The organism is Cognatundibacterium aquatile (genome assembly GCF_014699135.1).
Lineage (GTDB): Bacteria > Pseudomonadota > Gammaproteobacteria > Burkholderiales > Burkholderiaceae_D > Undibacterium > Undibacterium aquatile.
Genome location: NZ_JACOFT010000005.1, coordinates 252,012 through 278,139, shown reverse-complemented (window position 1 = coordinate 278,139; position 26,128 = coordinate 252,012). Strand labels below are relative to the sequence as shown.

23 protein-coding genes are annotated in these 26,128 nt (G+C 49.7%); 2 read left to right on the top strand and 21 right to left on the bottom strand.

Translation table 11 applies throughout. The features are described from left to right. Window positions 1-46 precede the first annotated feature (46 nt). The 19 genes from hisH to H8K26_RS14485 all read right to left on the bottom strand — a co-directional run bounded on the left by hisH (window position 47) and on the right by H8K26_RS14485 (window position 20,100). Window positions 47-685, bottom strand: a complete 639-nt coding sequence (gene hisH, locus H8K26_RS14575) for an imidazole glycerol phosphate synthase subunit HisH (protein WP_190480517.1) — start codon at window positions 683-685, stop codon at window positions 47-49. A 45-nt stretch (window positions 686-730) separates the two neighbouring features. Continuing rightward, the gene (gene hisB / locus H8K26_RS14570; RefSeq protein WP_186897756.1) at window positions 731-1,348 is read right to left on the bottom strand and encodes an imidazoleglycerol-phosphate dehydratase HisB; all 618 of its coding nucleotides are present in this window, start codon (window positions 1,346-1,348) and stop codon (window positions 731-733) included. Next, entirely contained in the window at window positions 1,345-2,424 is a 1,080-nt protein-coding gene (hisC, locus tag H8K26_RS14565; RefSeq protein WP_190480632.1) for a histidinol-phosphate transaminase, read from the bottom strand. The genes hisB and hisC overlap by 4 nt, the downstream gene beginning before the upstream one ends. Before the next feature lie 102 nt (window positions 2,425-2,526). Continuing rightward, complete coding sequence (locus H8K26_RS14560; protein WP_190480515.1) at window positions 2,527-3,291, bottom strand: DNA-methyltransferase; 765 nt, start codon at window positions 3,289-3,291, stop codon at window positions 2,527-2,529. Between the two features lie 21 nt (window positions 3,292-3,312). Next, window positions 3,313-4,635 (bottom strand): histidinol dehydrogenase, encoded by a 1,323-nt coding sequence (hisD, locus tag H8K26_RS14555; protein WP_390366924.1) that lies wholly within the window; start codon window positions 4,633-4,635, stop codon window positions 3,313-3,315. Between the two features lie 15 nt (window positions 4,636-4,650). Further along, a complete protein-coding gene (gene hisG, locus H8K26_RS14550; RefSeq protein WP_186884506.1) occupies window positions 4,651-5,304 on the bottom strand; it encodes an ATP phosphoribosyltransferase in 654 nt (217 codons plus the stop codon). Beyond that, on the bottom strand, window positions 5,304-6,554 hold the full coding sequence (murA, locus tag H8K26_RS14545) for a UDP-N-acetylglucosamine 1-carboxyvinyltransferase (protein ID WP_186897752.1): 1,251 nt from the start codon (window positions 6,552-6,554) through the stop codon (window positions 5,304-5,306). The genes hisG and murA overlap by 1 nt, the downstream gene beginning before the upstream one ends. Next, window positions 6,554-6,790: a BolA family protein gene (locus tag H8K26_RS14540; protein ID WP_186884504.1), complete on the bottom strand. Its 237-nt coding sequence runs from the start codon at window positions 6,788-6,790 to the stop codon at window positions 6,554-6,556. The genes murA and H8K26_RS14540 overlap by 1 nt, the downstream gene beginning before the upstream one ends. A gap of 60 nt (window positions 6,791-6,850) precedes the next feature. Further along, entirely contained in the window at window positions 6,851-7,606 is a 756-nt protein-coding gene (locus tag H8K26_RS14535) for an ABC transporter permease (RefSeq protein ID WP_186884613.1), read from the bottom strand. Between the two features lie 5 nt (window positions 7,607-7,611). Then, the gene (locus tag H8K26_RS14530) at window positions 7,612-8,532 is read right to left on the bottom strand and encodes an ABC transporter ATP-binding protein (RefSeq protein WP_186897751.1); all 921 of its coding nucleotides are present in this window, start codon (window positions 8,530-8,532) and stop codon (window positions 7,612-7,614) included. A 149-nt stretch (window positions 8,533-8,681) separates the two neighbouring features. Then, window positions 8,682-8,960, bottom strand: a complete 279-nt coding sequence (locus tag H8K26_RS14525) for an STAS domain-containing protein (protein ID WP_390366963.1) — start codon at window positions 8,958-8,960, stop codon at window positions 8,682-8,684. 16 nt (window positions 8,961-8,976) lie between these two features. After that, complete coding sequence (locus tag H8K26_RS14520; protein ID WP_190480509.1) at window positions 8,977-9,627, bottom strand: MlaC/ttg2D family ABC transporter substrate-binding protein; 651 nt, start codon at window positions 9,625-9,627, stop codon at window positions 8,977-8,979. Between the two features lie 109 nt (window positions 9,628-9,736). Next, window positions 9,737-10,507, bottom strand: coding sequence for an MlaA family lipoprotein (locus H8K26_RS14515; RefSeq protein ID WP_223827038.1), 771 nt, complete (start codon window positions 10,505-10,507; stop codon window positions 9,737-9,739). After that, window positions 10,504-10,980, bottom strand: coding sequence for an outer membrane lipid asymmetry maintenance protein MlaD (gene mlaD, locus H8K26_RS14510; RefSeq protein ID WP_186884500.1), 477 nt, complete (start codon window positions 10,978-10,980; stop codon window positions 10,504-10,506). Before mlaD ends, H8K26_RS14515 begins: the two co-directional genes overlap by 4 nt. 132 nt (window positions 10,981-11,112) lie before the next feature. Next, complete coding sequence (gene mlaE / locus H8K26_RS14505; RefSeq protein ID WP_222610808.1) at window positions 11,113-11,883, bottom strand: lipid asymmetry maintenance ABC transporter permease subunit MlaE; 771 nt, start codon at window positions 11,881-11,883, stop codon at window positions 11,113-11,115. Further along, entirely contained in the window at window positions 11,880-12,683 is an 804-nt protein-coding gene (locus H8K26_RS14500) for an ABC transporter ATP-binding protein (protein WP_186884499.1), read from the bottom strand. The genes mlaE and H8K26_RS14500 overlap by 4 nt, the downstream gene beginning before the upstream one ends. 285 nt (window positions 12,684-12,968) lie before the next feature. Further along, window positions 12,969-14,432, bottom strand: coding sequence for a glutamate synthase subunit beta (locus H8K26_RS14495; protein ID WP_186897749.1), 1,464 nt, complete (start codon window positions 14,430-14,432; stop codon window positions 12,969-12,971). 90 nt (window positions 14,433-14,522) lie between these two features. Beyond that, entirely contained in the window at window positions 14,523-19,211 is a 4,689-nt protein-coding gene (locus H8K26_RS14490; protein ID WP_190480507.1) for a glutamate synthase-related protein, read from the bottom strand. 184 nt (window positions 19,212-19,395) lie between these two features. Next, complete coding sequence (locus tag H8K26_RS14485) at window positions 19,396-20,100, bottom strand: transposase (protein ID WP_186884496.1); 705 nt, start codon at window positions 20,098-20,100, stop codon at window positions 19,396-19,398. Between the two features lie 306 nt (window positions 20,101-20,406). On the opposite strand from H8K26_RS14485, the gene H8K26_RS14480 reads away from it, so the two are divergent. Then, complete coding sequence (locus tag H8K26_RS14480) at window positions 20,407-22,107, top strand: methyl-accepting chemotaxis protein (RefSeq protein ID WP_190480505.1); 1,701 nt, start codon at window positions 20,407-20,409, stop codon at window positions 22,105-22,107. 464 nt (window positions 22,108-22,571) lie between these two features. After that, entirely contained in the window at window positions 22,572-24,272 is a 1,701-nt protein-coding gene (locus tag H8K26_RS14475) for a methyl-accepting chemotaxis protein (RefSeq protein ID WP_190480502.1), read from the top strand. 102 nt (window positions 24,273-24,374) lie between these two features. Here H8K26_RS14475 and H8K26_RS14470 read toward each other — a convergent pair whose 3' ends face one another. Both H8K26_RS14470 and H8K26_RS14465 read right to left on the bottom strand, forming a co-directional pair. Beyond that, a complete protein-coding gene (locus H8K26_RS14470) occupies window positions 24,375-24,719 on the bottom strand; it encodes a hypothetical protein (RefSeq protein WP_186897745.1) in 345 nt (114 codons plus the stop codon). Window positions 24,720-24,999: 280 nt separating this feature from the next. Then, window positions 25,000-26,127 (bottom strand): ABC transporter permease, encoded by a 1,128-nt coding sequence (locus H8K26_RS14465; protein ID WP_186884492.1) that lies wholly within the window; start codon window positions 26,125-26,127, stop codon window positions 25,000-25,002. Window position 26,128 lies beyond the last annotated feature (1 nt).

The window sequence follows — 26,128 nt, the reverse complement described above, 5'->3', positions numbered from 1 at the left end:
CTATCCGGCAAAGCACAAAGCAACAACATTTCGCCCGATCAGCGACTCAAGGATTCCAGTGAACAAAGTTCTTATACAACTGCAAGCCGGCATGCGCACTTTTTTCAGGGTGAAATTGCGTCGCAAAAATATTATCGCGGGCAACGGCACAGGCGAAAAGCTGACCATAATCCGTCATACCCACAATATGCTCCGCATTGTCAGGCTGTGCATAATAGCTATGCACAAAATAAAAATATTCCTGATCGGGTATATCTTGCCACAAAGCGTGAGGACGGGATTGCTGCACACGATTCCAGCCCATCTGCGGCACTTTAAAACGCGAACCATCGGCTTGCAGTTGACCATCCAGATCAAAGCGTACAACCTTGCCCGGCAATAATCCCAGACCAGGCGTATTGCCTTCTTCACTCAGATCAAACAACATTTGTTCGCCAACACACACGCCGAACAAGGGTTTGTTACGGCTGGCATTGAGTACAGCTTCCTGCACACCGGAATCACGCAGACTGCTCATGCAGTCGGGCATCGCGCCCTGTCCTGGTAACACGATGCGGTCAGCACTCTGAATATCGGCCACCTCACCCGAAATCAATACGTTCGCTTCAGGTGCAACGGCACGCAAGGCTTGCGCTACTGAGCGCAAATTTCCCATACCGTAATCAACAACAACAATTTTATTCATAATGATCGCCCGACTGTCGCCGGGATCGGGATACGACTGACAATATTAAAGACAACCTTTGGTCGACGGAATCATACCGGCGGCACGCGGGTCCAGCTCGATGGCCATCCGTAATGCACGGCCAAACGCCTTGAACACGGTTTCGCATTGATGATGCGAATTATCGCCACGCAAATTATCGATATGCAGCGTAACCAGCGCGTGATTCACAAAACCCTGAAAAAACTCACGCGTCAGATCAACGTCAAACTGACCTATCATCGCACGGGTGAAAGGAATGTGATATTCCAGCCCGGGACGACCGGAAAAATCCACCACCACGCGTGACAATGCTTCATCCAGTGGCACATAAGCGTGACCATAGCGACGAATGCCTTTTTTGTCGCCGACTGCCTGCGCGAATGCCTGACCCAGCGTAATACCGACATCTTCGACGGTATGGTGCGCATCGATGTGCAGATCGCCGACCGCTTCTATCTCAAGATCGATCAATCCGTGACGGGCGATCTGATCAAGCATGTGATCCAGAAACGGCACGCCGGTATTGAGCTTTTGCTGACCGGTGCCATCGAGATTGATCGCGACGCGGATTTGCGTTTCATTGGTATTGCGGGATACCGCCGCAATGCGCGGCTGATATTCATTTTGCGTTGGCTTATTCATTTTGATGTCAGAGATGCTGCAAGCGCAGCCATAAAAAGAGCATTTTCTTCCTGAGTACTGACGGTGATGCGCAGACAGTTCTCAAGCAGAGAGTGCATTTTACCTACATTTTTGACTAAAATTTTGTGATCCAACAATTTAGCAAAGACTTGTTCAGCATTCGCCACACGGATCAGCAGGAAATTTGCAGCGGAGGGGAAAACCTGCACGCCGGGCAAGGCACTTAATGCCATTGCCAATTGGCTACGCTGCGCGCGTAATTCGGCTGCCTGCGCATCCAGCACTTCGACCCGCTGCAACACAAACTCTGCCGCCCCCTGCGTCAGCACATTGATATTGTATGGCGGGCGCACTTTTTCAAATTCATGCATCAGCGCGTTATTGCCTGCCATATAACCAAGACGTATGCCAGCCAGACCTAATTTTGACACCGTGCGCATGACCACCAGATTGTCGAATTCCGCCAGACGCGGCATAAAACTCGACGGTGCAAAAGGCTGATACGCTTCATCCACCACCACTACGCCACTGTCGCCAACGGCGTGCGCAATGGCAACGATATCGTCGGCATCATACAAAGTGCCGGTAGGATTATTCGGATACGCAAGATAAGTGATCGCCGGTCGGTGCGTGCGGATGGCTGCCAGCATCGCGGCAGTATCAAGTGTCAGATCAGCCTGCAGCGGCACGCCGATGAATTCCAGACCGGCAAATTTCGCCGACATCGCATACATCACAAATCCGGGCACCGGCGCCAGCACTTTCGCGCCCGGTTTGGCGCATGCCACCGAGATCATGGCGATCAGCTCGTCGGAACCATTGCCGAGCACGATCTCGCGATCTGCGGGCACGCCCAGCTTGTCGGCGATCAACTGCTTCAGGCTGAAATACGATGGCACCGGATAGCGATTCAGCGCCACCTGCGCCAGATGCTGCGCCAGCGCCTGCTGCATTTCCGCTGGCAACAGATAAGGATTTTCCATCGCATCGAGTTTCAGCAAACCTGCCGCATCGGGCACATGGTAAGCCGCTAAACTGCTGATTTCCGGGCGGATAATATCCGTGATACTCACTATATACTCCAGGCAGTATGTTCGATTAACACCAAAACATCCGCTATTTAATTAGGTTGTACGAGACCTTGTTCATATACTCCCCCAAAACTACACACCGGAGAGTTATACGGGATGCGCCTGAGCGAGGCGTTTTTGTATCATCTCGCAATAATCAGGATTCAGTTCAAAACCAACGAAATCGCGCCCGCAACGTTGTGCGGCGACAGCGGTGGTGCCGCTGCCCATAAATGGATCAAGGACGACGCCGCCGGGTGGGCAGGATGCCTTAATCATGCGTTCGATAATTTCTAAGGGCTTTTGTGTCGGGTGCTCTTCACGCTCGGCATGTTCACGATGCAGACGCGAAACACTCCACACATCTTTGGGGTTAAAGCCCAGCTCCAGCCATTTGGCGCCTTCAAAAATCTTACGGCTGCGGGCTTTTTTGGTCGCCGCATCATACGGAATGCGGATCGCATCCAGATCAAAATAATAATCCCGCGCTTTGACAAAAAAACCGATGGTGTCATGCACCGAAGAATATTTACGTACCGTCCCGCCCATCGATGGCACACGCCTATCCCAGATGATTTCATTCATCATGCTCATGCGCTGTTTGAGCATCACGAACACTTCCGGCGAATAACGCCAGGTCAGAAAAATATACAGACTGCCATTCGCCTTGAGCTTGGGTAATGCCAGATCGACCCATGCCGCCATCCAGTCAAGGTAGGCGGCGGCTTCCATTTTGTCGGAGTCGTTGCCGTAATCCTTGCCCAGACCATACGGCGGATCGGCCAGCAACAGATCTATGCTGGCATCGGGTAAACGCGCCAGCCCTTGCAGCGCGTCCTCGCAAAAAATCTGGTTCCGCCAATCGGCTGTCATGCTAGGAATTCATGTCGAGAATCACTTCAAGCGGAATTCTGCACTACGCGCATGGGCTTGCAAGCCTTCGCCATAAGCGAGCTCGGCGGCCACTTTACCCAGCGTCTGCGCACCTAACTCACTGACATGGATCATGGATGAGCGTTTCTGAAAATCATACACACCCAGCGGCGATGAAAAGCGCGCGGTGCGGGAAGTCGGCAACACATGATTCGGACCCGCGCAATAATCGCCTAAGGCTTCCGACGAATAACGACCGAGGAACATCGCACCGGCGTGGCGGATTTTATCTGCCCATTGCTGTGGTTGTTCAGCCGAGATTTCCAGGTGTTCGGCAGCAATGCTGTTAGCTATCGCACAGGCTTCGTCCATGTCGCGCACTTTAATCAGCGCACCACGATTCGCCAGCGAAGTGCGGATGACTTCGTGGCGCGGCATCTCTGGCAGCAAACGGGCGATGCTGGCCAGCACCGCTTCGATATACGCGGCGTCGGGGCACAATAAAATCGACTGCGCGAGCTCATCATGTTCTGCCTGCGAAAATAAATCCATCGCGACCCAATCCGGATTCGTTGTGCCATCGCACAAGACCAGAATTTCTGATGGGCCAGCAATCATGTCGATACCAACTGTGCCAAACACACGGCGTTTTGCCGCCGCGACATAAGCGTTACCAGGTCCGACTATCTTATCGACTTGCGGAATGGTCGCCGTGCCATACGCCAGCGCACCTACTGCTTGCGCACCACCTATGGTGAACACTCTGTCGACACCGGCAATCGCCGCTGCCGCCAGCACCAACGGATTCTTCACGCCATCGGGGGTCGGCACCACCATGATGATTTCCTGCACACCGGCAACCTTGGCAGGAATCGCATTCATCAATACCGAGGAAGGATAAGCCGCCTTACCACCCGGCACATAGATGCCGACGCGATCCAGTGGCGTGACCTTCTGACCGAGCACAGTGCCGTCGGCTTCGGTATAGCTGAAGCCTTCGGAGCCGCATTCTTTCTTTTGTATCTCGTGATACGCACGCACTCGCTGTGCTGCCGTTTCCAGCGCATGGCGACGTTCGGCACTGAGTGAATTCAGCGCATCCTGCATCTCTTGCTGCGACAACTCCAGCGCCGCAACACTGTCCGCACTGAGGCGGTCAAAACGATTGGTCGCGTCCAGCACAGCACTGTCACCATGCGCTTTTACGCTGGCTAAAATTTGTGCGGCAGCACGATCAATCGCTTCATCTTCACTCGCTTCAAAAGCCAGCAAGGCAGAGAGCTTTGCGGAAAAATCTGCCTCAGTTGAGTCCAGCCGGGTAATCAGGGATGCGGGGGATGCCATGCTCATTCTCTTTAATTATGCTTTTAAACTGGTGGCGCGCTCGAAAGCTTCAAGTATCGGTTGCAAACGTTCACGCTTCAATTTCAATGCTGCCTGATTCACCACCAGACGCGAGGAAATATCCATGATGTGTTCGACTTCAACCAGATTATTCGCGCGCAGAGTGCTGCCGGTGCTGACCAGATCGACAATCGCATCCGACAGACCAACCAGCGGCGCGAGCTCCATAGAACCATACAGCTTGATCAGATCGACGTGCACACCTTTGCTGGCAAAATGCTCGCGCGCAGTTTCGGTGTACTTGGTAGCCACGCGCAGACGAGCGCCCTGATGTACCGCGCTCTGATAATCAAATCCGGCCGAGACAGCCACCGACATGCGGCATTTCGCGATGTTCAGATCGATAGGCTGATACAAACCTTCGCCACCATGTTCGTGCAACACGTCTTTACCGGCAACGCCGAAATCAGCGGCGCCATACTGCACATACGTCGGCACATCGGAAGCGCGGACAATGATCACGCGCACACCCGGATCATTCGTTGCCAGAATCAGCTTACGGGATTTTTCCGGATCTTCGGTCACGCGAATACCGGCCGCTTCCAGCAGAGGCAGGGTTTCTTCAAAAATCCGCCCTTTGGATAAAGCCAGAGTGAGTTGTGCAGTCATTACTTGAGCCTTTGTATTTGTGCGCCGACGGCCGACAATTTCACTTCCATGCGGTCGTAACCACGATCGAGGTGATAAATCCGGTCTATCAGTGTTTCGCCTTCCGCTGCCATGCCGGCAATCACCAGCGAAGCTGAAGCGCGTAAATCGGTTGCCATGACTGGTGCACCGACCAGTTTATCGACGCCATTAATGATCGCTGTATGTCCATCGATTTCAATTTTTGCGCCAAGACGATTCATTTCCTGCACATGCATGAAACGATTTTCAAATATCGTTTCTGTGACGCGGCTACTACCAGACGCAACACAATCGAGCGCCATGAATTGCGCCTGCATATCGGTAGGGAAACCCGGGTATTCGGTGGTGCGGAAACTGACTGCCTTCGGACGGCTACTCATTTGCGCACGTATCCAGTCCGGGCCGGTCGTCAGAACGACGCCAGCTTCACGCAACTTATCGAGTGCCACATCAAGAATATCGCTGCGGGTATTTTTCAAGGTGATATCGCCACCGGTTGCCGCCACTGCACACAGGAAAGTCGCGGTTTCAATACGATCCGCGATCACAGTATGGGCAGCGCCATGCAAACTATCGCAACCCTGTATCACCAGTCTATCAGTGCCTATGCCTTCGATCTTCGCTCCCATTGCCACCAGCAGATTCGCCAGATCGGTCACTTCCGGTTCACGCGCGGCGTTTTCCAGCACAGTCTCGCCTTCCGCCAGCGTCGCGGCCATCAACAGATTTTCGGTGCCAGTGACCGTAATCATATCGGTCACGATACGCGCACCTTTGAGTCGCTTGGCTTTGGCATGGATATAACCGGCCTCGATCGTGATCTCGGCACCCATCGCACGCAAGCCTTTGATATGCTGATCCACCGGACGCGAGCCAATCGCACAACCGCCCGGCAATGAGACTTTCGCTTCACCGAAACGCGCCAGTAAAGGGCCGAGTACCAGTATCGAGGCACGCATGGTTTTCACCATGTCGTAAGGTGCTTCGAGTTTATCAATACCCTGCCCATTGAGCGTGGTGACGCCATTTTCCTGCGTGACGCGCAAACCCATCTGACGCAGCAATTTCAGCATAGTGTTGACATCCTGCAGCGATGGAACATTGCTCAGTACGACATCATCGGCACTCAGCAAACCTGCGCACAGAATCGGTAACGCGGCATTTTTTGCTCCGGAGATAACGATGTCTCCGTTCAGGCGGTGACCGCCGGTAATCAGTAACTTATCCATTATGCCTGGTACTCTTCAGGTGTCAGTGTTTTCATCGACAAAGCATGAATTTCTTCACGCATACGGTCGCCCAGAACCGCATAGACGATCTGGTGACGTTGTATCGGACGTTTGCCAGCGAATGCGGTGGAAACGATGACGGCATTAAAGTGCTGACCATCACCTTCAACTTCCAGATGGCTGCATTCAAGACCAGCAGCAATGTAGTTTTTAATTTGTTCAGGGGTAGGAAACACGGCGTATATCTCTTTCAAACTCAATTAGTAACACGCTGAAGGACTGATACCTGGCATCAATCAATCACGCAACTTATAACCACGCTTCAGCATCTGCACCGCAATCGCTGACAGTAAAACAAAGAAAACAGAAACAATCGCTAAACTATACAACGGTGCCACGTCTGATTTACCGAAGAAGCCAAACCGGAATCCATCGATCATGTAAAAGAATGGATTAAAGTGCGACACGGTTTGCCAGAACGGCGGCAAAGAATGTATCGAATAAAACACGCCGGATAAAAACGTCGCCGGCATGATTAAAAAATTCTGGAATGCAGCAAGCTGATCGAATTTTTCTGCCCAGATGCCGGCGATCAGTCCCATCGTTCCCAGCATCGCCGCGCCCAGCAACGCAAACAGAGCAATCCACCCTGGCGCTTCAAAATGCAGGTCAGTGAACCACACCGTCACAATAAACACACCCGCACCAACTGTGACACCACGTAATATCGCCGCCAGTACATAACCACCGAAAAGCTCCCAGTGCGATAAAGGCGGCAACAGTACAAACACCAGATTGCCGGTAATTTTCGACTGTATCAGTGACGACGATGAATTCGCAAAAGCATTTTGCAACACACTCATCATCACCAATCCTGGCACCAGAAACGCGGTGTAACGCACACCCGGATACACCTGCACATGAGCATCCAGCACATGGCCGAAAATCAGCAAATACAACAACGCGGTCATGATAGGCGCTGTGATCGTTTGCGTTGCGACTTTCCAGAAGCGCAGTACTTCTTTGTAAAACAGGGTGTTAAAACCGGTCATATTACTCATTGCTTGCCCTCCATAATTTGCAGGAAGACGTCTTCCAGATCGGCTTGCAACAATTGCATATCCTCAATCACACATCCACCCATGCGGAGCTCACCTAAGATTCCTTCTACCTGACCATAGTCGGTGACACGTAAAGCAAACTGACGTGGGTCGGCCAGGGTTTCATGGCTGATAATCTTGTCGCGTAACGTTACAGGTAAAGTCGTATTACCGGATGCGGCCAGAGTTACCCGCAATTGCGATCCTGAGATACGCTTAATCAGCGCAGCAGTGCTATCGAGGGCGACAACCTTCCCCAATTTCAGCATTGCAATACGATTACAAAGAGCCTGCGCTTCTTCGAGATAATGTGTGGTCAGCACGATGGTGTGACCTTCGCGGTTTAGACGCGCAATGAATTGCCACAAAGTCTGACGCAATTCAACGTCAACGCCTGCCGTTGGCTCATCAAGCACGATCACGGGCGGCTTGTGCACAAGCGCCTGCGCAACCAGCACGCGGCGCTTCATGCCACCCGACAAAGCGCGCATATTGGTATCGGCCTTATTGGTCAGATCAAGGTTTTCCATAACCTCATCTATCCATTTGTCGTTGTTTCTGAGGCCGAAATAACCGGACTGCATACGCAAGGTTTCGCGTACAGTGAAAAATGGATCAAAGACTAATTCTTGCGGTACGACGCCCAGATTTCTGCGCGCATTCCTGTAGTCGCTGACAACGTCATGTCCTTGCACCGTGACATGACCGGCATCGGCGCGGTTCAGGCCAGCGATGATAGAAATCAATGTCGTTTTACCAGCACCATTTGGGCCGAGCAGGCCGAAAAATTCGCCTTCTTCGATAGAAAGCGATACGCCGCCCAGAGCTTGCAAAGACTGGTAGCGTTTTTGAATATTACTAATTTGTATGGCGGCCATCTGGCATGCTTGCACTTACGTGCGTAAGAGAAATCGGATACGGAGAAAATCTAAGAGTTCACCCGCTGGGCGAACCCTTGATTATAGGGGATTTTCAGCATGGAGGCTGAAACTGCGTGCAGGAAACCGACGCATTCCCGGGGTGAGCGTCAATGTCGCTCGGAGGATGGGGTAATAAACTGCTCACTCAGACCGTAAAGCCTGATCAGACTGATCAGGCTGGCTGGCAACGCATGAAATTGCAGAGTTTGCTTTTTTGCCAGAGCCTGTCGCTGCCATTCAATCATAACGGCAACGGCAGCAGAATCAATCCGCTCCAGGCCAGACAAGTCGAAGTCCGACTGTCCCTGCGATATGGCAGCGTTTCCCGCTGCCAGCGCGGTACGGGCATTCTGCTGAGAGAGTTCGCCTGCTAGTTTGTACACAATAAATCCTTTGTCAGACTTATTTGGATGCCGCTTTGATTGGTGCAGAAGCGAGCTTTTTATTTTTTTCAGTCAAAGTTTTGATCAGACCATCAATCCCAGACTTGCTGATTTCAGCAGAAAAGCTGCCTTTATATGTTTCTACCAGCCACGCACCCAGTACGTTGATGTCATAGATTTTCCAGCCTGCTGGCAATTTTTCAAGACGGTAATTTAACTGGATAGGCTCGCCACGGGTTTGAATAATCTGCGAACGGACTTCGACTTCCGTATCTTCCGGTGCGGCACGAAGCGGCTTGAATTCAACGCGTTGGTCTTTAATCTGAGCGATAGCGCCAGAGTAAGTAAATACCAACAAAGTACGGAATTCGTTAATCAGTTGCTTTTGCTGTTCCGGTGTCGCATCTCTCCAGCTTTTACCTGCTGCCAGCGAAGTCATGCGCTGAAAATCGATGTAAGGCAAAATTTTGCTGTCCACCAGGTCATAAACACGCTTTTGATTGCCGGCCTGAATTTCTTTGTCCGCTTTCGCCAGATCAATAATTTCAAGACTGATGCGTTTGACCAACTGATCAGGCGCTTCCTGAGCAGCAGCTGCGGCAAAACCGGTATTGGCAAATGCCAGAGTGGCGAACATCGTTAATAAAAATCGGGTCATGATTGTTTTCATTTCTTTATCCTTCATATCCATCTGATTGCGACGTCTGTGTCGCCAGTTAACTCATCGGGGTGTTGATGGGTTGACTGTTGTTATATTGTTTTACAAATCCCTGCGGGAATTAATCCTCGTCTGGAGCGATCTGACTGGCGCGACGCTGCAAATATGCATCGCGGATAAACACATATTTATCCAGAGCTGCTTCTTCTATCAGCGAACCGGCATCCAGCACCGATGCACGGGCATCCACCAGACGCACAGCAGTACCTATATTGCGAACATAGACAGGCTCTTTATACGACCACAAATTACCTTTCATATCGACCGGCGTTGCCAAAGCATCACGTACGGTGGAAGAACCCAATAGTGGCAAGACCAGATAAGGCCCGGAACGGACACCCCAGCGACCCAGCGTCTGACCGAAATCTTCGCGGTGTTTAGGCAATCCTGCCGGCGAAGCGATATCAAGTAAACCAGCCAGACCAAATGTTGAGTTAAACGCAAAACGCATTACGTCGGAGCTACCTTCAGCAACTTTGCCTTGCAACAGATTGTTGACCGCATTCCAGACATCGCCGATATTGCTGAAAAAGTTACCGACACCGGTCTGAACAAACGATGGCGTCACATCGCGATACGTTTGCGCGACCGGTTTCAATACCGCCTGATCCAGCGAATCATTGAAATTGAACATTGCGCGATTAAACCCCTCAAGAGGATCGCGTGGATTTTTACCGATATTGGTTTTGGTACTGATCACGTCCAACGTACGGTCTGCTTTGTCTTTGATTTTATCGACTGAGACGGTGCTGCAACCTGTCAGCAACACAGTCATGCTCAGTACCAGTACGGCGCAAAAACGCGCGTTTAGCTGCTTGAATGTATTTTTCATTTTTTCTCTTCCGCATTGCTGTCTGCGGCCTTACTGAAAAGAAACTGACTGATCAGATTTTCCAGAACGACCGCCGACTGCGTCATTTTTATCCTGTCACCGGCAACCAGATTCGCGGTGTCACCACCGGCTTCCAGGCCAATATATTGCTCACCCAATAATCCTGCCGTCAGAATCTTGGCAGATGTATCCTTCGGAAACTTATAGCGTGTTTCTAATTGCAGTATCACCGTTGCCTGAAAGGTTTTATCGTCAAATCTGACTTCCGAAACCCGTCCAACGACGACACCCGCACTTTTTACTGCGGCACGTGGTTTCAGTCCGCCGATATTGTCAAAACGCGTTACCACTTCATACGTTTTCTCTAGTGAAAGCGAACTCATATTGCCAGCTTTCAATGCCAGAAATAGTAAAGCGGCAGCACCAAGTAAAACAAAAAGTCCAACCCAGAAGTCCAGAGATTTTTTTTGCATCATCAATCCTTACCTATTTCAAACTCCCGTATATCAGGGAGTATCTGCATTTATTCTTAATTTGCCGTTTATTTAAAAAGACTTCCGCCGCACAGATCCACATACTCCCCAGGAGTATGTGGAAGGCCACGCTTATTGGAACATCCAGGCTGTCATCAGGAAATCCAGCCACAACACCAGCAGAGAGGAAATCACAACGGTACGCGTTGTTGCTCGGGCCACCCCTTCCGGTGTTGGTTGCGCTTCATAGCCCTGAAATAAAGCCACAAACGTCACAGCAAAACCAAAGACGATACTTTTCAATACACCGTTACCGATATCCTGACCGATTTCCACACCGGCCTGCATCTGCGACCAGAACGCGCCGTTATCCACGCCGATCAATTGGACGCCAACGATATATCCGCCAATCACACCCATGGCATTGAAAATGGCAGTCAGAATCGGCAAGGAAATCAAACCAGCGATAAAACGTGGCGCTAATACCCGTTGTATCGGATTAACTGCCATCATTTCCATCGCAGCCAGTTGCTCACCCGCCTTCATCAGACCAATTTCTGCTGTCAGAGAAGTACCGGCCCGACCAGCAAATAACAAGGCAGCGACGACCGGACCAAGTTCACGCACCAGAGAAATTGTCACCAGCAAACCAAGTGATTCACCTGAGCCGAAGCGGTTTAAGGTGTAATAGCCCTGATAACCAAGTACAAATCCGACAAACAAACCGGATACTGCAATAATGACCAACGAATAATTACCAATGAAATGAATCTGATCGGTAATCAGGCGCGGCCGCCGCCACAAACCAAAGCCGCTGAACAAAATTGAGAAAAAGCTACGCGTGGCATAACCCAGATCACTGGACATTCCGCGCGTCCACTTACCGACAGATTCAATGATCATAATGCCCCTTTCAGACCCAGATCATCCAGCAAAGTTTTGCCGGGATAATGGAAAGGTACGGGACCATCCGCCTGGGCATGTACAAACTGTCTGACATACGGATCTTCCGATGCCATCATCTGCTCAGGCGTGCCATCAGCCACGATTTTTCCCTGTGACAGGAAGTAAATGTAGTCTGCAATCGCAAACGACTCATGAACATCGTGTGAGACCAGTATTGATGTAGACCCCAAGGCATCATTCAAGTTCCGGATCAGATTTGCGGCCACGCCCATAGAAATCGGATCAAGCCCAGCAAACGGCTCGTCGTACATCATTAGCTGCGGATCCAGAGCAACCGCCCGCGCAAGCGCAACCCGGCGCGCCATACCGCCGGAAATTTCTGCCGGCATCAGATATGCAGCATTTCTTAATCCGACTGCTTCGAGTTTGAGCATCACCAGGTCGCGTATCATCGCTTCGCTCAAATCCGTATGCTCGCGCATAGGAAAAGCGACATTATCAAAGACGCTCAGGTCGGTGAATAATGCGCCGTGCTGAAACAACATACCCATTTTGCGCCGCATCGCATATAAATCATCACTGGCAAGATCCTGCACGTGCTGACCATTGACGCTGACACTGCCACGCTGCGGACGAATTTGTCCGCCTATCAAACGCAGGATAGTGGTTTTACCGGAGCCGGAGCCTCCCATGACGGCAATCACTTTACCGCGCGGGAAGTCCATATGAAGTCCGGATAAAATTGTCCGTTCTCCATATCCGAAATGAACATCGCGAATTTCAACGAGATTTGACACAACGAGGGATTAAGTTTTGCAAAGGCTAGATTGTAATGCAGAACTGGAAATGAAGTTGTATCGACAAGTATAAGCAAAAAAATAACAAATTAATTATTATTTGAAATAGCAACCAATTTTTAAATTAAATTCCGAAATAAAATTTAAATCGATATTTAATTCAAAATCGAGAATAAATTAAGACAAAAATTAATGAATTTGAAGTCATTAATTTTAAAAATTTGACTGGATTCATCAAAAAAACTGACTGATTTCTCCTTTTTCAAGAGAAATCAGTCGTTTTTATCAGCGTGGAAGGACGGACTCGCCCATCAGAAACGCATCGACTTCGCGCGCACATTGACGCCCTTCGCGGATAGCCCAGACCACTAATGACTGTCCGCGACGCATATCGCCTGCAGCATACACTTTCGGTACATTGGTTTTGTAGCAGGCATCGCCCTCGGTGGTCGCTTTAGCATTACCGCGTGCGTCTTTATCAACACCGAATGCATCCAGCACCTGCTGCACTGGTGAGACAAAGCCCATTGCCAGCAACACCAGATCGGCTTTCATTTCAAACTCGGAATCGGCAACTTCCTGCATTTTGCCGTCTTTCCATTCAACGCGACAGGCGATCAGTTTTTCAACTTTGCCACCTTTGCCTTCAAGACGCTTGGTCGCAACCGCCCAGTCACGCTCGCAACCCTCTTCGTGAGAAGAGGATGTACGCAACTTCGTTGGCCAGTATGGCCACACCAGAGGTTTATTTTCCTGCTCCGGCGGTTGTGGCATTAATTCAAATTGCGTCACGGATTTGGCGCCATGACGATTCGAGGTCCCGACGCAATCTGAACCAGTGTCACCACCACCGATGACAACCACATGCTTACCGGTCGCCAGAATCTGATCTTTCACTTTGTCACCAGCATTAACCTTATTTTGCACTGGCAAAAAGTCCATTGCAAAATGCACTCCTTTGAGTTCACGCCCTGGTACTGGCAGATCACGCGGAGTTTCTGCACCACCGGCGATAATCACCGCATCGAAATCTTTTTGCAGCTGTTCCGGTGACATTGTTTCTTTCGACCAGTTGGTCACTGTGGCAGGAAAATCTTTACCGACGAAGACGCCGGTACGGAAAGTAACACCTTCCGCTTTCATTTGCTCGACACGGCGATCAATATGGGATTTTTCCATTTTGAAGTCAGGAATACCGTAGCGTAATAAACCGCCAACACGGTCATTTTTTTCAAACACGGTGACATCGTGTCCGACACGTGCGAGTTGTTGTGCGGCCGCCAGCCCGGCAGGACCAGAGCCGACAACCGCAATTTTCTTACCGGTTTTAACGCTGGAAATCTGCGGCACTACCCAATTATTTTCCCAGCCTTTATCGATGATGAAATGCTCAATCGATTTAATCCCAACGGCATCATTATTGATACCCAAAGTACATGCGGATTCGCAAGGTGCCGGGCAGATGCGTCCGGTAAATTCCGGGAAATTATTGGTTGAATGCAGGACTTCCAGAGCTTGCTGATAATTTCCGTGATACACCAGATCATTCCAGTCAGGGATGATATTGTTCACAGGGCAACCGTTATTGCAAAACGGAATGCCGCAATCCATGCAGCGGGCCGCTTGCGTCTTTGCCTGGGCATCGCCCAGATGGACTAAAAACTCTTTGTAGTGTTTTTTACGTGATTGTGGTGCTTCGCTTGCTTCCTGCAAGCGCTGATATTCCATGAAGCCGGTGACTTTACCCATTTTTTAACCTCAATATCGTTGCGGGCTGTTGCCCTATCTATCGTGAATCGCACAGGAGCAGGCACCCCGGCAAGGGGTACCTCATCTCAACTACGCGACGACTTTGTCTTTTTCATTGGCAGCGTTTCTGGCAGCGTACATTTCAGCCAGCGCACGTTTGTACTCGGTCGGGAATACTTTGACGAACTTAGCGCGGCTGCTTGCCCAGTTATCCAGCAAGTTACGGGCGCGGGTACTGCCGGTGTGTTTGAAATGACGCTCAATCAGCTGACGCAAAATCGCCTCATCGGTATCACCTTCACCGCCACGCAACATACTGTGCCAGATCGATTTATCGATTGAAGTCGCCTGAATATCGCCTGCCAGCACAGGTTCCAGGGTCACCATAGACATATTGCATTTGCTTTCAAACGTCCCTTCCGGGTCATAGACATACGCAATACCACCAGACATACCGGCAGCAAAGTTACGTCCAGTGTTGCCCAACACGACAACCGTACCGCCAGTCATGTATTCGCAACCATGATCACCAGTTCCTTCCACCACAGTAACTGCGCCTGAATTACGTACAGCGAAACGTTCACCGGCGACGCCATTAATAAACGCTTCACCAGAGATGGCGCCGTACAACACGGTATTGCCGCAAATAATGTTATCGACGGCCCAGCCACGGAACTCGGTATTCGGACGAATGATGATGCGACCACCGGATAAACCTTTACCGACATAGTCATTGCCTTCACCGACCAGATCGAGCGTCACACCATGCGCGAGGAACGCGCCGGCAGATTGCCCTGCCGTTCCTTGCAACTGAATATGGATAGTGTCGTCAGGCAAGCCAGTGTGACCATATTTCTTCGCCACTTCACCGGACAGCATCGCACCGACAGTACGATTCAGATTTTTCACCGGAGAAATGAAGGAAACTTTCTCACCAGTTTCCAGCGCATGTTTTGCCTGCGCAATCAGTTTGTTATCAAGTGCTTTTTCGAGGCCATGATCCTGCACATCAACATGACGGACTGCTGCTCCATCGGCCAGTTCTGGCTGATGGAAGATACGGCTGAAGTCCAGACCTTTGGCTTTCCAGTGCGATACCGCTTTGGATTTATCCAACAGGTCAACCCGCCCGATCAGCTCATCGTAAGTACGCACGCCGAGTTGCGCCATGATCTGACGTAATTCTTCAGCAACAAAGAAGAAATAGTTCACGACATATTCGGGCTTACCTGAGAATTTCGCCCGCAGTACCGGATCTTGTGTTGCGACGCCGACAGGGCAGGTATTCAGGTGACACTTACGCATCATGATGCAACCTTCCACAACCAGCGGCGCAGTTGCGAATCCGATTTCGTCTGCACCCAGCATCGCAGCTATTGCAACGTCACGCCCAGTTTTCATCTGACCGTCTGCCTGTACGCGAACACGTCCACGCAAGCCGTTGAGTACCAGCGTTTGCTGGGTTTCGGACAAGCCGAGTTCCCACGGTGTGCCAGCATGTTTGATCGATGACAACGGTGAAGCGCCGGTACCACCATCGTGACCTGCGATCACCAGATGATCTGCCTTGGCTTTCGACACACCAGCGGCAATCGTACCGACACCCACTTCAGATACCAGCTTGACGGAAATCGATGCATGCGGATTGACATTTTTCAGGTCATGAATCAACTGCGCCAGATCTTCAATCGAGTAAATATCATGGTGCGGAGGCGGAGAAATCAAGCCCACGCCTGGTACTGAGAAACGCAACTTCGCAATGTACTCAGATACTTTATGACCAGGTAACTGCCCGCCTTCACCCGGCTTCGCACCTTGCGCCATCTTGATCTGTATCTGATCAGCCGATGTCAGATATTCGGCAGTCACACCAAAACGACCGGATGCGACCTGTTTAATACGGGAGCGCAGGGAGTCGCCATCCTGCAAAGGGATATCCACTTCTATCTGTTCTTTACCAATCACCGAAGCGAGTGTTGCACCCTGCTTGATAGGTATTCCTTTGAGCTCTTGCTGATAACGCGCAGGATCCTCACCGCCCTCGCCGGTATTTGATTTGCCGCCGATGCGGTTCATCGCCACCGCCAGCGTTGCATGCGCCTCGGTGCTGATGGAACCGAGAGACATCGCTCCAGTCGCAAAACGTTTAACGATTTCTTTTGCTGGCTCGACCTGCTCCACAGGAATTGCTTTGGATGGGTCTATTTTGAATTCGAACAGACCACGTAAAGTCATGTGGCGTTTCGACTGATCATTGATGATCTGTGCATACTCTTTATACGAATTGTAGTTATTCGCGCGGGTCGAGTGCTGCAGTTTTGCAATCGCATCCGGCGTCCACATATGGTCTTCACCACGGACACGGTACGCATATTCACCACCTGCATCCAGGGCATTGGCTAATACCGGATCTTTGCCAAACGCCAGTTTATGCAGGCGCAGTGCTTCTTCTGCCACTTCAAAAACGCCTATACCTTCGACATTCGACGCTGTGCCTTTGAAGTATTTGTCAACCAGAGATTTATTCAGGCCGATCGCTTCAAAAATCTGCGCACCGCAGTAGGACATATAGGTAGAAATGCCCATTTTGGACATCACTTTCATCAAGCCCTTACCAATCGCTTTGGTGTAGTTGTAAATGGCTTTTTCTGCCGACAAATCGCCGGACATATCTTTCGCCATATCGGCCAGCGTCTGCATCGCCAGATACGGATGTACCGCTTCTGCGCCGTATCCTGCAAGCAAAGCAAAGTGGTGTGTTTCGCGTGCTGAGCCGGTTTCGACGACCAGACCGGTTGTGGTACGCAAGCCCTTGCTGACCAAGTGCTGATGAACGGTAGAAGTTGCCAGCAATGCTGGAATCGCCACAAAATCAGCGTTCATTTTGCGGTCGGTGATGATCATGATGTTATGACCGGATTTCACCGCGTCGACCACTTCTGCGCAGATGGAGGCGAGACGCGCTTCAATACCATCTTTCCCCCAGGCGATCGGGTAGCAGATATCCAGTTCATACGATTTGAACTTGCCACCGGTATTTGCGCTGATATTGCGCAATTTGGCGATATCTGCGAAATCCAATACCGGCTGAGAAACCTCTAAACGCATCGGTGGATTGATGTTATTCGTATCGAGTAAGTTAGGTTTAGGGCCGATAAACGATACCAGCGACATCACCATCGCTTCGCGGATAGGATCAATCGGCGGATTCGTCACCTGAGCAAACAGCTGTTTGAAATAGTTATAGAGCGGCTTGAGCTTGTTCGACATCACGGCCAATGAGGAATCATTCCCCATAGAACCGATCGCCTCTTCACCATTGGTCGCCATCGGTGCCATGAGGAATTTGATATCTTCCTGTGTGTAACCAAAGGCTTGCTGGCGATCCAGCAAAGTGGCCGCTTCCGGTGCGACGTCCAGCTCAGCATTCAGGCTGCTGAGTTTAATGCGGACAGATTGTATCCACTGCTTATAGGGTTTCGCGTTGGCATAGGTATCTTTGATTTCTTTGTCATCGATGATGCGACCCGCTTCCAGATCGATCAGGAACATTTTTCCTGGCTGCAAACGCCACTTCTGAATAATTTTCGATTCAGGAATAGGCAGTACGCCGGATTCCGACGCCATCACCACCAGATCATCGTCAGTCACGATATAACGCGCAGGACGCAGACCATTACGATCCAGCGTACCGCCAATCTGACGGCCATCAGTAAACGCCATCGCGGCAGGGCCATCCCATGGTTCCATCATCGCAGCGTGGTATTCGTAGAATGCGCGGCGATTGTCGTCCATCAGGGTATGATTTTCCCATGCTTCAGGAATCATCATCATCATTGCCTGTGCGATCGGATAACCTGCCATGACCAGCAATTCAAGCGCGTTATCAAAGCTCGCGGTATCGGATTGACCTTCGAAAATCAACGGGTAGAGCTTTTGCAAATCATCGCCCAGTACCGCAGATTTCATCACCCCTTCGCGTGCTCGCATCCAGTTGAAGTTACCTTTGACAGTATTGATTTCGCCATTGTGCGCAATCATGCGGTATGGGTGAGCCAGTGGCCATTCCGGGAAAGTGTTGGTAGAAAACCGTTGATGCACCAGAGCCAGCGCAGAAACACAGCGCTCATCTTGCAAATCTTTGTAATAAACGCCAACCTGATCTGCCAGCAACAGACCTTTATATACAATGGTACGTGCCGACATCGACGGTACAAAATATTCTTTACCATGCAGCAAATGTAATGCTTCAATCGCATGTACGGCAGATTTACGGATCACGTACAGCTTACGCTCGAGTGCGTCAGTCACCATGATGTCCGCGCCACGTCCGATGAATATCTGGCGAATCACAGGCTCTTTGTCACGCACCGTTGGCGACATCGGCATCTCGCGATCTACCGGAACATCGCGCCAGCCCAGAACAACCTGACCTTCTGCCCTGACTGCGCGCTCGATTTCCTGCTCACAGGCCAGACGGGACGCATGCTCTTTTGGCAAAAAGATCATACCAACACCATACTCACCTGGCGGCGGCAACTGGATGTTCTGCTTTGCCATCTCTTCACGATAATACTGATCAGGAATCTGAATCAGGATACCGGCACCATCGCCCATCAAAGGATCGGCACCGACAGCACCGCGGTGATCGAGATTTTTCAAGATCAGCAAACCCTGTTCGACGATAGCGTGATTTTTCTTGCCTTTAATGTGTGCAATAAAACCGACGCCACAGGCATCATGTTCATTGGATGGGTCGTATAAACCTTGGGCATGCATAGCGATCTCCAGATGGAAAAATTGAAAGTCTGGTGATGAGAATAGTGCAGCGCAAAAGAAAGTTCAATCTAAATAATTAGGGTCAGAGACAAATAAAATAAGAATTAAATTGCCATATTTTTTAATAGGGTCAGAGTTATTTAATTCGAACTTTTGTCTTAATCCGCATCGATTTCACACAACGTTAATCTATCGGGGCCTTTGGCATTTTTCTTGGTCGTCCACGCTTCGCCGGAGCGACGCGCCGCTCAGTCAACTTGCTGATTTCTTTCTGAAACGACGCTGATCCCAGCAGCCATCCTTTTTGCACAGCATTGTCTAACTGTGCCATATCCGCGACAGATAAGGATTGGCTCATCATTTCCTTGTAATTTGCTTCCCGTTGAAAGGGTGTATTTCCCAAAGCCCAAAATATGGGGTGATCTGAGACCAGAGGATCTGTCCTCTGTCCGATATGATGCTGGTAACTTGACCACGGATACTCACTCGCATCGGTAACCAATCCACTACGCAGGGGGCTGCCCTCCACATACAAACTGCACTGCAGGAAATGCCGTTCTGCCTCCAACACGGTCGCTTTATATCGTCCCTGCCACAGACTCCCGGATCGCTGATATTTCCGGTTGAAATAAGGTACGTAGTAACGCCCCACCCATTGCATAAATTTACTCAAACCCTGTTCATCTGAGGGTGTCAGTAAAAGATGAAAATGATCCGGCATCAAAATATAAGCGTGGATCGCAACTTGAAACTGCTTTGCCGCCTGCGCAAGCCAACTCAGAAAAGTCGTGTAATCCTCGTTATCCCTGAATAACAGTATCCCTTCATGGCTTCGCTGTAATACGTGATGCAAAGTCTGAGGAATTACTAAACGGGGTAGCCTTGCCATAACGGTTATCTGTGCTCAAAAAACTCATTGTAAAACAAGGCCGCATAAATCTTATGACTGATTTGAATTGACGAAGCCAGATAAGACAACGCGGACAAATAGAGACACAATTTCAATTATCTAAGCTGAAATTGCGCCGAAACAAAAAATCAGTACATTTACGTAAGTAGTTCACCCATATAATTTCATCTCGTATGACGCTGCAGTGTTCATATCACTGCTTTTTTTTCATATCCGATTTTCATCATACTCAAATAAAAGAATCCTCAATCAATGTGTCTCTTGCATTAGAAAAATGGAATACATATGAACTCACTACTCAAACAGCTCTCCGTCGGAAAACGACTAGGCCTGGGCTTCGCCCTTATCCTCGTCTTTTCCATTTTCGCTACGTTGGTCGGCTTAACACAATTGCACAATGTCGCGACCTCAACGAAGACCTTACTGGAAGAGCCCCTTGCTGCCGAACGTATGATCAGCGACTGGTACCGTAATATCCACTCCGGCATACGTCGTGCAACAGCGATCGCGAAAAGCAGCGATCCTTCTTTAGCTGCTTTTTTTGCAGAAGAACAAGCAGAGTCCACTAAGAACTCGTCGGCACTACTTAAGGGAATTACAGAAAAATTCCAAAGCGAGCAAGAGAAAAAAATGCTGAAAGAAGTTGAGCAATTGCGCGCTGGCTATTTATCGTCAAGGGATCAGATAAGTGCATTAAAAAAAGCAGGCAATGCAGAAGAAGCAAGCAAAGTTCTGGAAAAAGTGTTTATACCTGCGTCGGCCACCTTCATTAAAAAAGTAGAAGAAATGCAGGCACTGCAACGCTCACAGATCGACGCAATGGCCGCAGAGATCCAGGCGAATTACGAACGCAGCCGTACTTTACTCATCGTTTTGATTCTTCTCACCACCACTCTGGCTATCGTCACCGGCTGGCTGCTCACCCGTTCGATTACAGAACCCTTGATTCAGGCAACGAATGTCGCTCAGAAAATGGCGATGGGCGATTTGACGGAGGTCGTTGATGTTCACCGTAACGATGAAATCGGTACCTTGATCACTGCCATTAACGGTGTCAGCAGCGGTCTGAGTCATGTGATTGCCGATGTGCGTAATGGCACCGACGCGATTAATGTTGCCGCTGCTGAAATCGCTTCCGGTAATGCTGATTTATCGTCCAGAACAGAATCTCAGGCTAGTTCGCTCGAAGAGACGGCGTCTTCGATGGAAGAGCTGACTTCAACAGTGAAACAAAATGCGGACAATGCGCGTCAGGCAAATCAGCTGGTGGTGACGGCAACGGGTGTGGCGATTAAAGGGGGAGAAGTCGTTGATCAGGTCGTTGAAACGATGGGTTCAATCAAGGCCAGCTCGAATAAGATTGTCGATATTATTGCGGTGATTGATGGGATTGCCTTTCAGACGAATATTCTGGCGTTGAATGCAGCCGTCGAGGCCGCTCGTGCGGGTGAACAGGGTCGTGGTTTTGCAGTGGTTGCATCGGAAGTGCGTAATCTGGCACAACGTAGTGCTTCGGCAGCGAAAGAGATTAAGCAGTTGATTGATGACTCTGTCAGTAAAGTGGAGCACGGTAGTCGTCTGGTGGATAACGCGGGTAGCACGATGCAGGAAATCGTGACCAGCGTGCAGCGTGTCGCTGACATCATGTCGGAAATCAGTTCGGCCAGTCAGGAACAGAGCGCTGGTATTGAGCAAGTGAATATGGCGATCAATCAGATGGATGAGATGACGCAACAGAATGCTGCGCTGGTTGAGGAAGCGGCCGCTGCGGCGGAAAGTATGCGTGAACAATCTGATAATCTGACGCAAGTCGTGGCGCAGTTCAAAATTGCGGCGCAGCTGCAAACGGCCAACACACCTGTCAAAACACCGGCACGTGCGCTGAAACCAGCCACTGCGGCGGTGCGTCCGGTCAAAGCTGCACCTGCTCCTCGCAAACAAATTACGACGGCATCAACGTCAAATCAGGACTGGGAAGAATTCTGACCGGCATGTATTAACGCTGAATGTTCCGCGTTAATACTGTCAAAACACAAAAAGCACGATCGACATTGCTGTCTGTCGTGCTTTTTTTATGCGGCATCGTAGACAAATATGAAAGCGCATTCGTTAACAGCGCCGATCAATGACTGAATATACTTCAGGCCATCATTGCATCAGAGCTTGCTAAGCTGAAGAGAACAGCTAAATTAAAAAGACTCACAATTTTTCAACAATCCAGCAAAGCCCCGGTGAAGTAAAAACCCACACAAAACTATATAGATCACGATATTGCTTTGGAACAAAAAAACGTCCTATGTCCTTCACTGATTAACGAATATAATGCCGGACATATGAAACCGCAGCAATTGCGGCAATGTTTTTTCTTTCATATCCGAATACCCTCGCAATCATCACATTACAACAATCCTCAATCAGTGCACCTCATGCATTAGAGAAATGGAATACATATGAACTCACTGCTCAAACAGCTCTCCGTCGGAAAACGACTAGGCCTGGGCTTCGCCCTTATCCTCGTCTTTTCTATTTTCGCTACTTTGGTTGGCTTAACACAACTCAACACAGTTGCCACATCGACCAAGACCTTATTAGAAGAACCTCTTGCAACCGAACGCCTGATCAGCGATTGGTATCGCTATATACACACAGCAATCCGCAGGACAGCCGCAATCGCTAAAAGTAGTGATCCTTCTTTAGCCGCTTTTTTTGAGGCAGAAGGGGCTGAGTCAACTAAAGTATCAGCCGACTTATTCAAATTAATCGTAAAACAACTTCAGAGTGAACAAGAAATTAAACTCTTGAAAGAAGTTGAAAAACTTCGTGAAGCCTATTTGTCCACACGTAATAAAGTCGTGGCACTGAAAAAAGAGGGAAATACCGACGAAGCGAACCAGTTGCTTGAAAAGACATTCATGCCGACTGCGCTAAGCTACGTGAAAAAAGTAGAAGAAATGCAGGCACTGCAACGCTCACAGATCGACGCAATGGCCGCAGAGATCCAGGCGAATTACGAACGCAGCCGTACTTTACTCATCGTTTTGATTCTTCTCACCACCACTCTGGCTATCGTCACCGGCTGGCTGCTCACCCGTTCGATTACAGAACCCTTGATTCAGGCAACGAATGTCGCTCAGAAAATGGCGATGGGCGATTTGACGGAGGTCGTTGATGTTCACCGTAACGATGAAATCGGTACCTTGATCACTGCCATTAACGGTGTCAGCAGCGGTCTGAGTCATGTGATTGCCGATGTGCGTAATGGCACCGACGCGATTAATGTTGCCGCTGCTGAAATCGCTTCCGGTAATGCTGATTTATCGTCCAGAACAGAATCTCAGGCTAGTTCGCTCGAAGAGACGGCGTCTTCGATGGAAGAGCTGACTTCAACAGTGAAACAAAATGCGGACAATGCGCGTCAGGCAAATCAGCTGGTGGTGACGGCAACGGGTGTGGCGATTAAAGGGGGAGAAGTCGTTGATCAGGTCGTTGAAACGATGGGTTCAATCAAGGCCAGCTCGAATAAGATTGTCGATATTATTGCGGTGATTGATGGGATTGCCTTTCAGACGAATATTCTGGCGTTGAATGCAGCCGTCGAGGCCGCTCGTGCGGGTGAACAGGGTCGTGGTTTTGCAGTGGTTGCATCGGAAGTGCGTAATCTGGCACAACGTAGTGCTTCGGCAGCGAAAGAGATTAAGCAGTTGATTGATGACTCTGTCAGTAAAGTGGAGCACGGTAGTCGTCTGGTGGATAACGCGGGTAGCACGATGCAGGAAATCGTGACCAGCGTGCAGCGTGTCGCTGACATCATGTCGGAAATCAGTTCGGCCAGTCAGGAACAGAGCGCTGGTATTGAGCAAGTGAATATGGCGATCAATCAGATGGATGAGATGACGCAACAGAATGCTGCGCTGGTTGAGGAAGCGGCCGCTGCGGCGGAAAGTATGCGTGAACAATCTGATAATCTGACGCAAGTCGTGGCGCAGTTCAAAATTGCGGCGCAGCTGCAAACGGCCAACACACCTGTCAAAACACCGGCACGTGCGCTGAAACCAGCCACTGCGGCGGTGCGTCCGGTCAAAGCTGCACCTGCTCCTCGCAAACAAATTACGACGGCATCAACGTCAAATCAGGACTGGGAAGAATTCTGACCGGCATGTATTAACGCTGAACATTCCGCGTTAATACTGTCAAAACACAAAAAGCACGATCGACATTGCTGTCTGTCGTGCTTTTTTTATGCGGCTACGTGCTTAGTGGAACGCGCCAGCCAATTCTGGTGTTTTTGCTTTCAGGCGGAATGCACTCAGTGCTTTCGTCGCATCTGGAACCGCTGTTACTTCCGCGATGCCGCTCATTAATTCTGAAATACGGCTTTTCAACGCTTTAGCCTGGGTCGCCAATTTGAAATGCGCTGGACGCTGAGTCTGTACGATACTCCAGCGAACGATAGGCGCATGTCCACTTCCATCTAACAATGCACGATCACGCATCCATTTTTCAAAGGAACGGGAAGGCATATCGGTCTCAATCCAGATCAGATTGTCAGACGTCATCTTTTTATTATCGGAAGGGCGAACCAAAATTTCGTAAATCATTTTTCAGACTCCTGTTGGGGAATCTCCGCTGCGTTAAAAGTACGGGCAAAGATTCTATGAGTCGAAAAACGAGCCGGAAGCCACTTCGGTTGACACGTAATGTTACGAAACTAAAAAAAACTATACTTTTTTTTCATTGAAATTATAAAAAATTTATTATTTTCTTAAAAAAACTGAATTTCATCGTTTTTTTTAATTTTAAAATTTTAAATTTGGTCAACGCTTACGCTTGTTAATACAGCCTATTATTTATCTTTTTAATAATTTTTTAGTTTTCGATTTAAGCCATCTGCCCTAAGGTTTTGCGGAAACGTGCCAACGAGAGCATGAACAACACCGAACCAATTACTAACAATGCAAAAAAAGCCCGCCACACAACTTCAAACCCGGCACCGCGATACAAAATGGCCTGACTCAACTCGGTAAAATGCGTTGTAGGCGCCAGAGACATCAGCCATTGAACAAAAACGGGCATACTTTCGCGTGGCGTCATACCACCGGACAACATTTCCAGCGGCATCATCGTCAGCATCATCAACAACCCAAACTGCGGCATGCTCCGTGCCAGAGTTGCCATAAAAATTCCCATAGATGTTGTTGCAAACAGATGCAAAGTCACACCAATGAGGAATAAGGGGATGGAACCGTCAATCGGAACGCGCAAGGCGCCTTGAATAATAACGGTCAGCGAGACCAACACGGCAACGAGCACAACCAATGCCATCGACCAGACTTTTGCCAACATAATTTCAGTCGGTGTCACAGGCATCACCAATAAATGTTCTACCGTACCATGCTCGCGTTCACGAATAAGCGCCGCCCCCGTCAGAATAATTGAGAGCATCGTAATGTTATTCACCAGCTCCATCAATGAGCCAAACCAGGATGGATTGAGTGCCGGATTAAAACGCGAACGTAGTGCAAGTTCTACGGGCTGTATGGGTGTGTCACGATAACGTTGCACAAATTCATTGACTTCCCCCATGATTATTTGCTGTATCGCACCGTTGCCGGAAAATGCCTGGCTCATGCGCGTCGCATCGACATTCAACTGAAGCTGAGGTGCCTTCCCGGCAATAACATCGCGCTGAAAATCAGGTGGAATGATCAGAACAAATGTGTAGAGTCCGGCGTCAAGCCCGGGGTCAACCTGAGCCTGGTTGATACGTACTGGTTTGGTAAATTGCGGTGGATAAAATGCAGAGATGATCCGCACTGATAAAGCAGAATCATCTTCATCCACAATCGCAATCGGTGCGCGGTTCAGGGTTTCCGGCATCGCCGTCCCGGCGACATAAATCGCCGCAGTGAATGTATAAATAATCAGCGCCAGCATCATGGGATCACGCCAGAGACTCCATAACTCTTTGACGCCCAGACGATAGATATTTGCCAGATGACGTTGCATA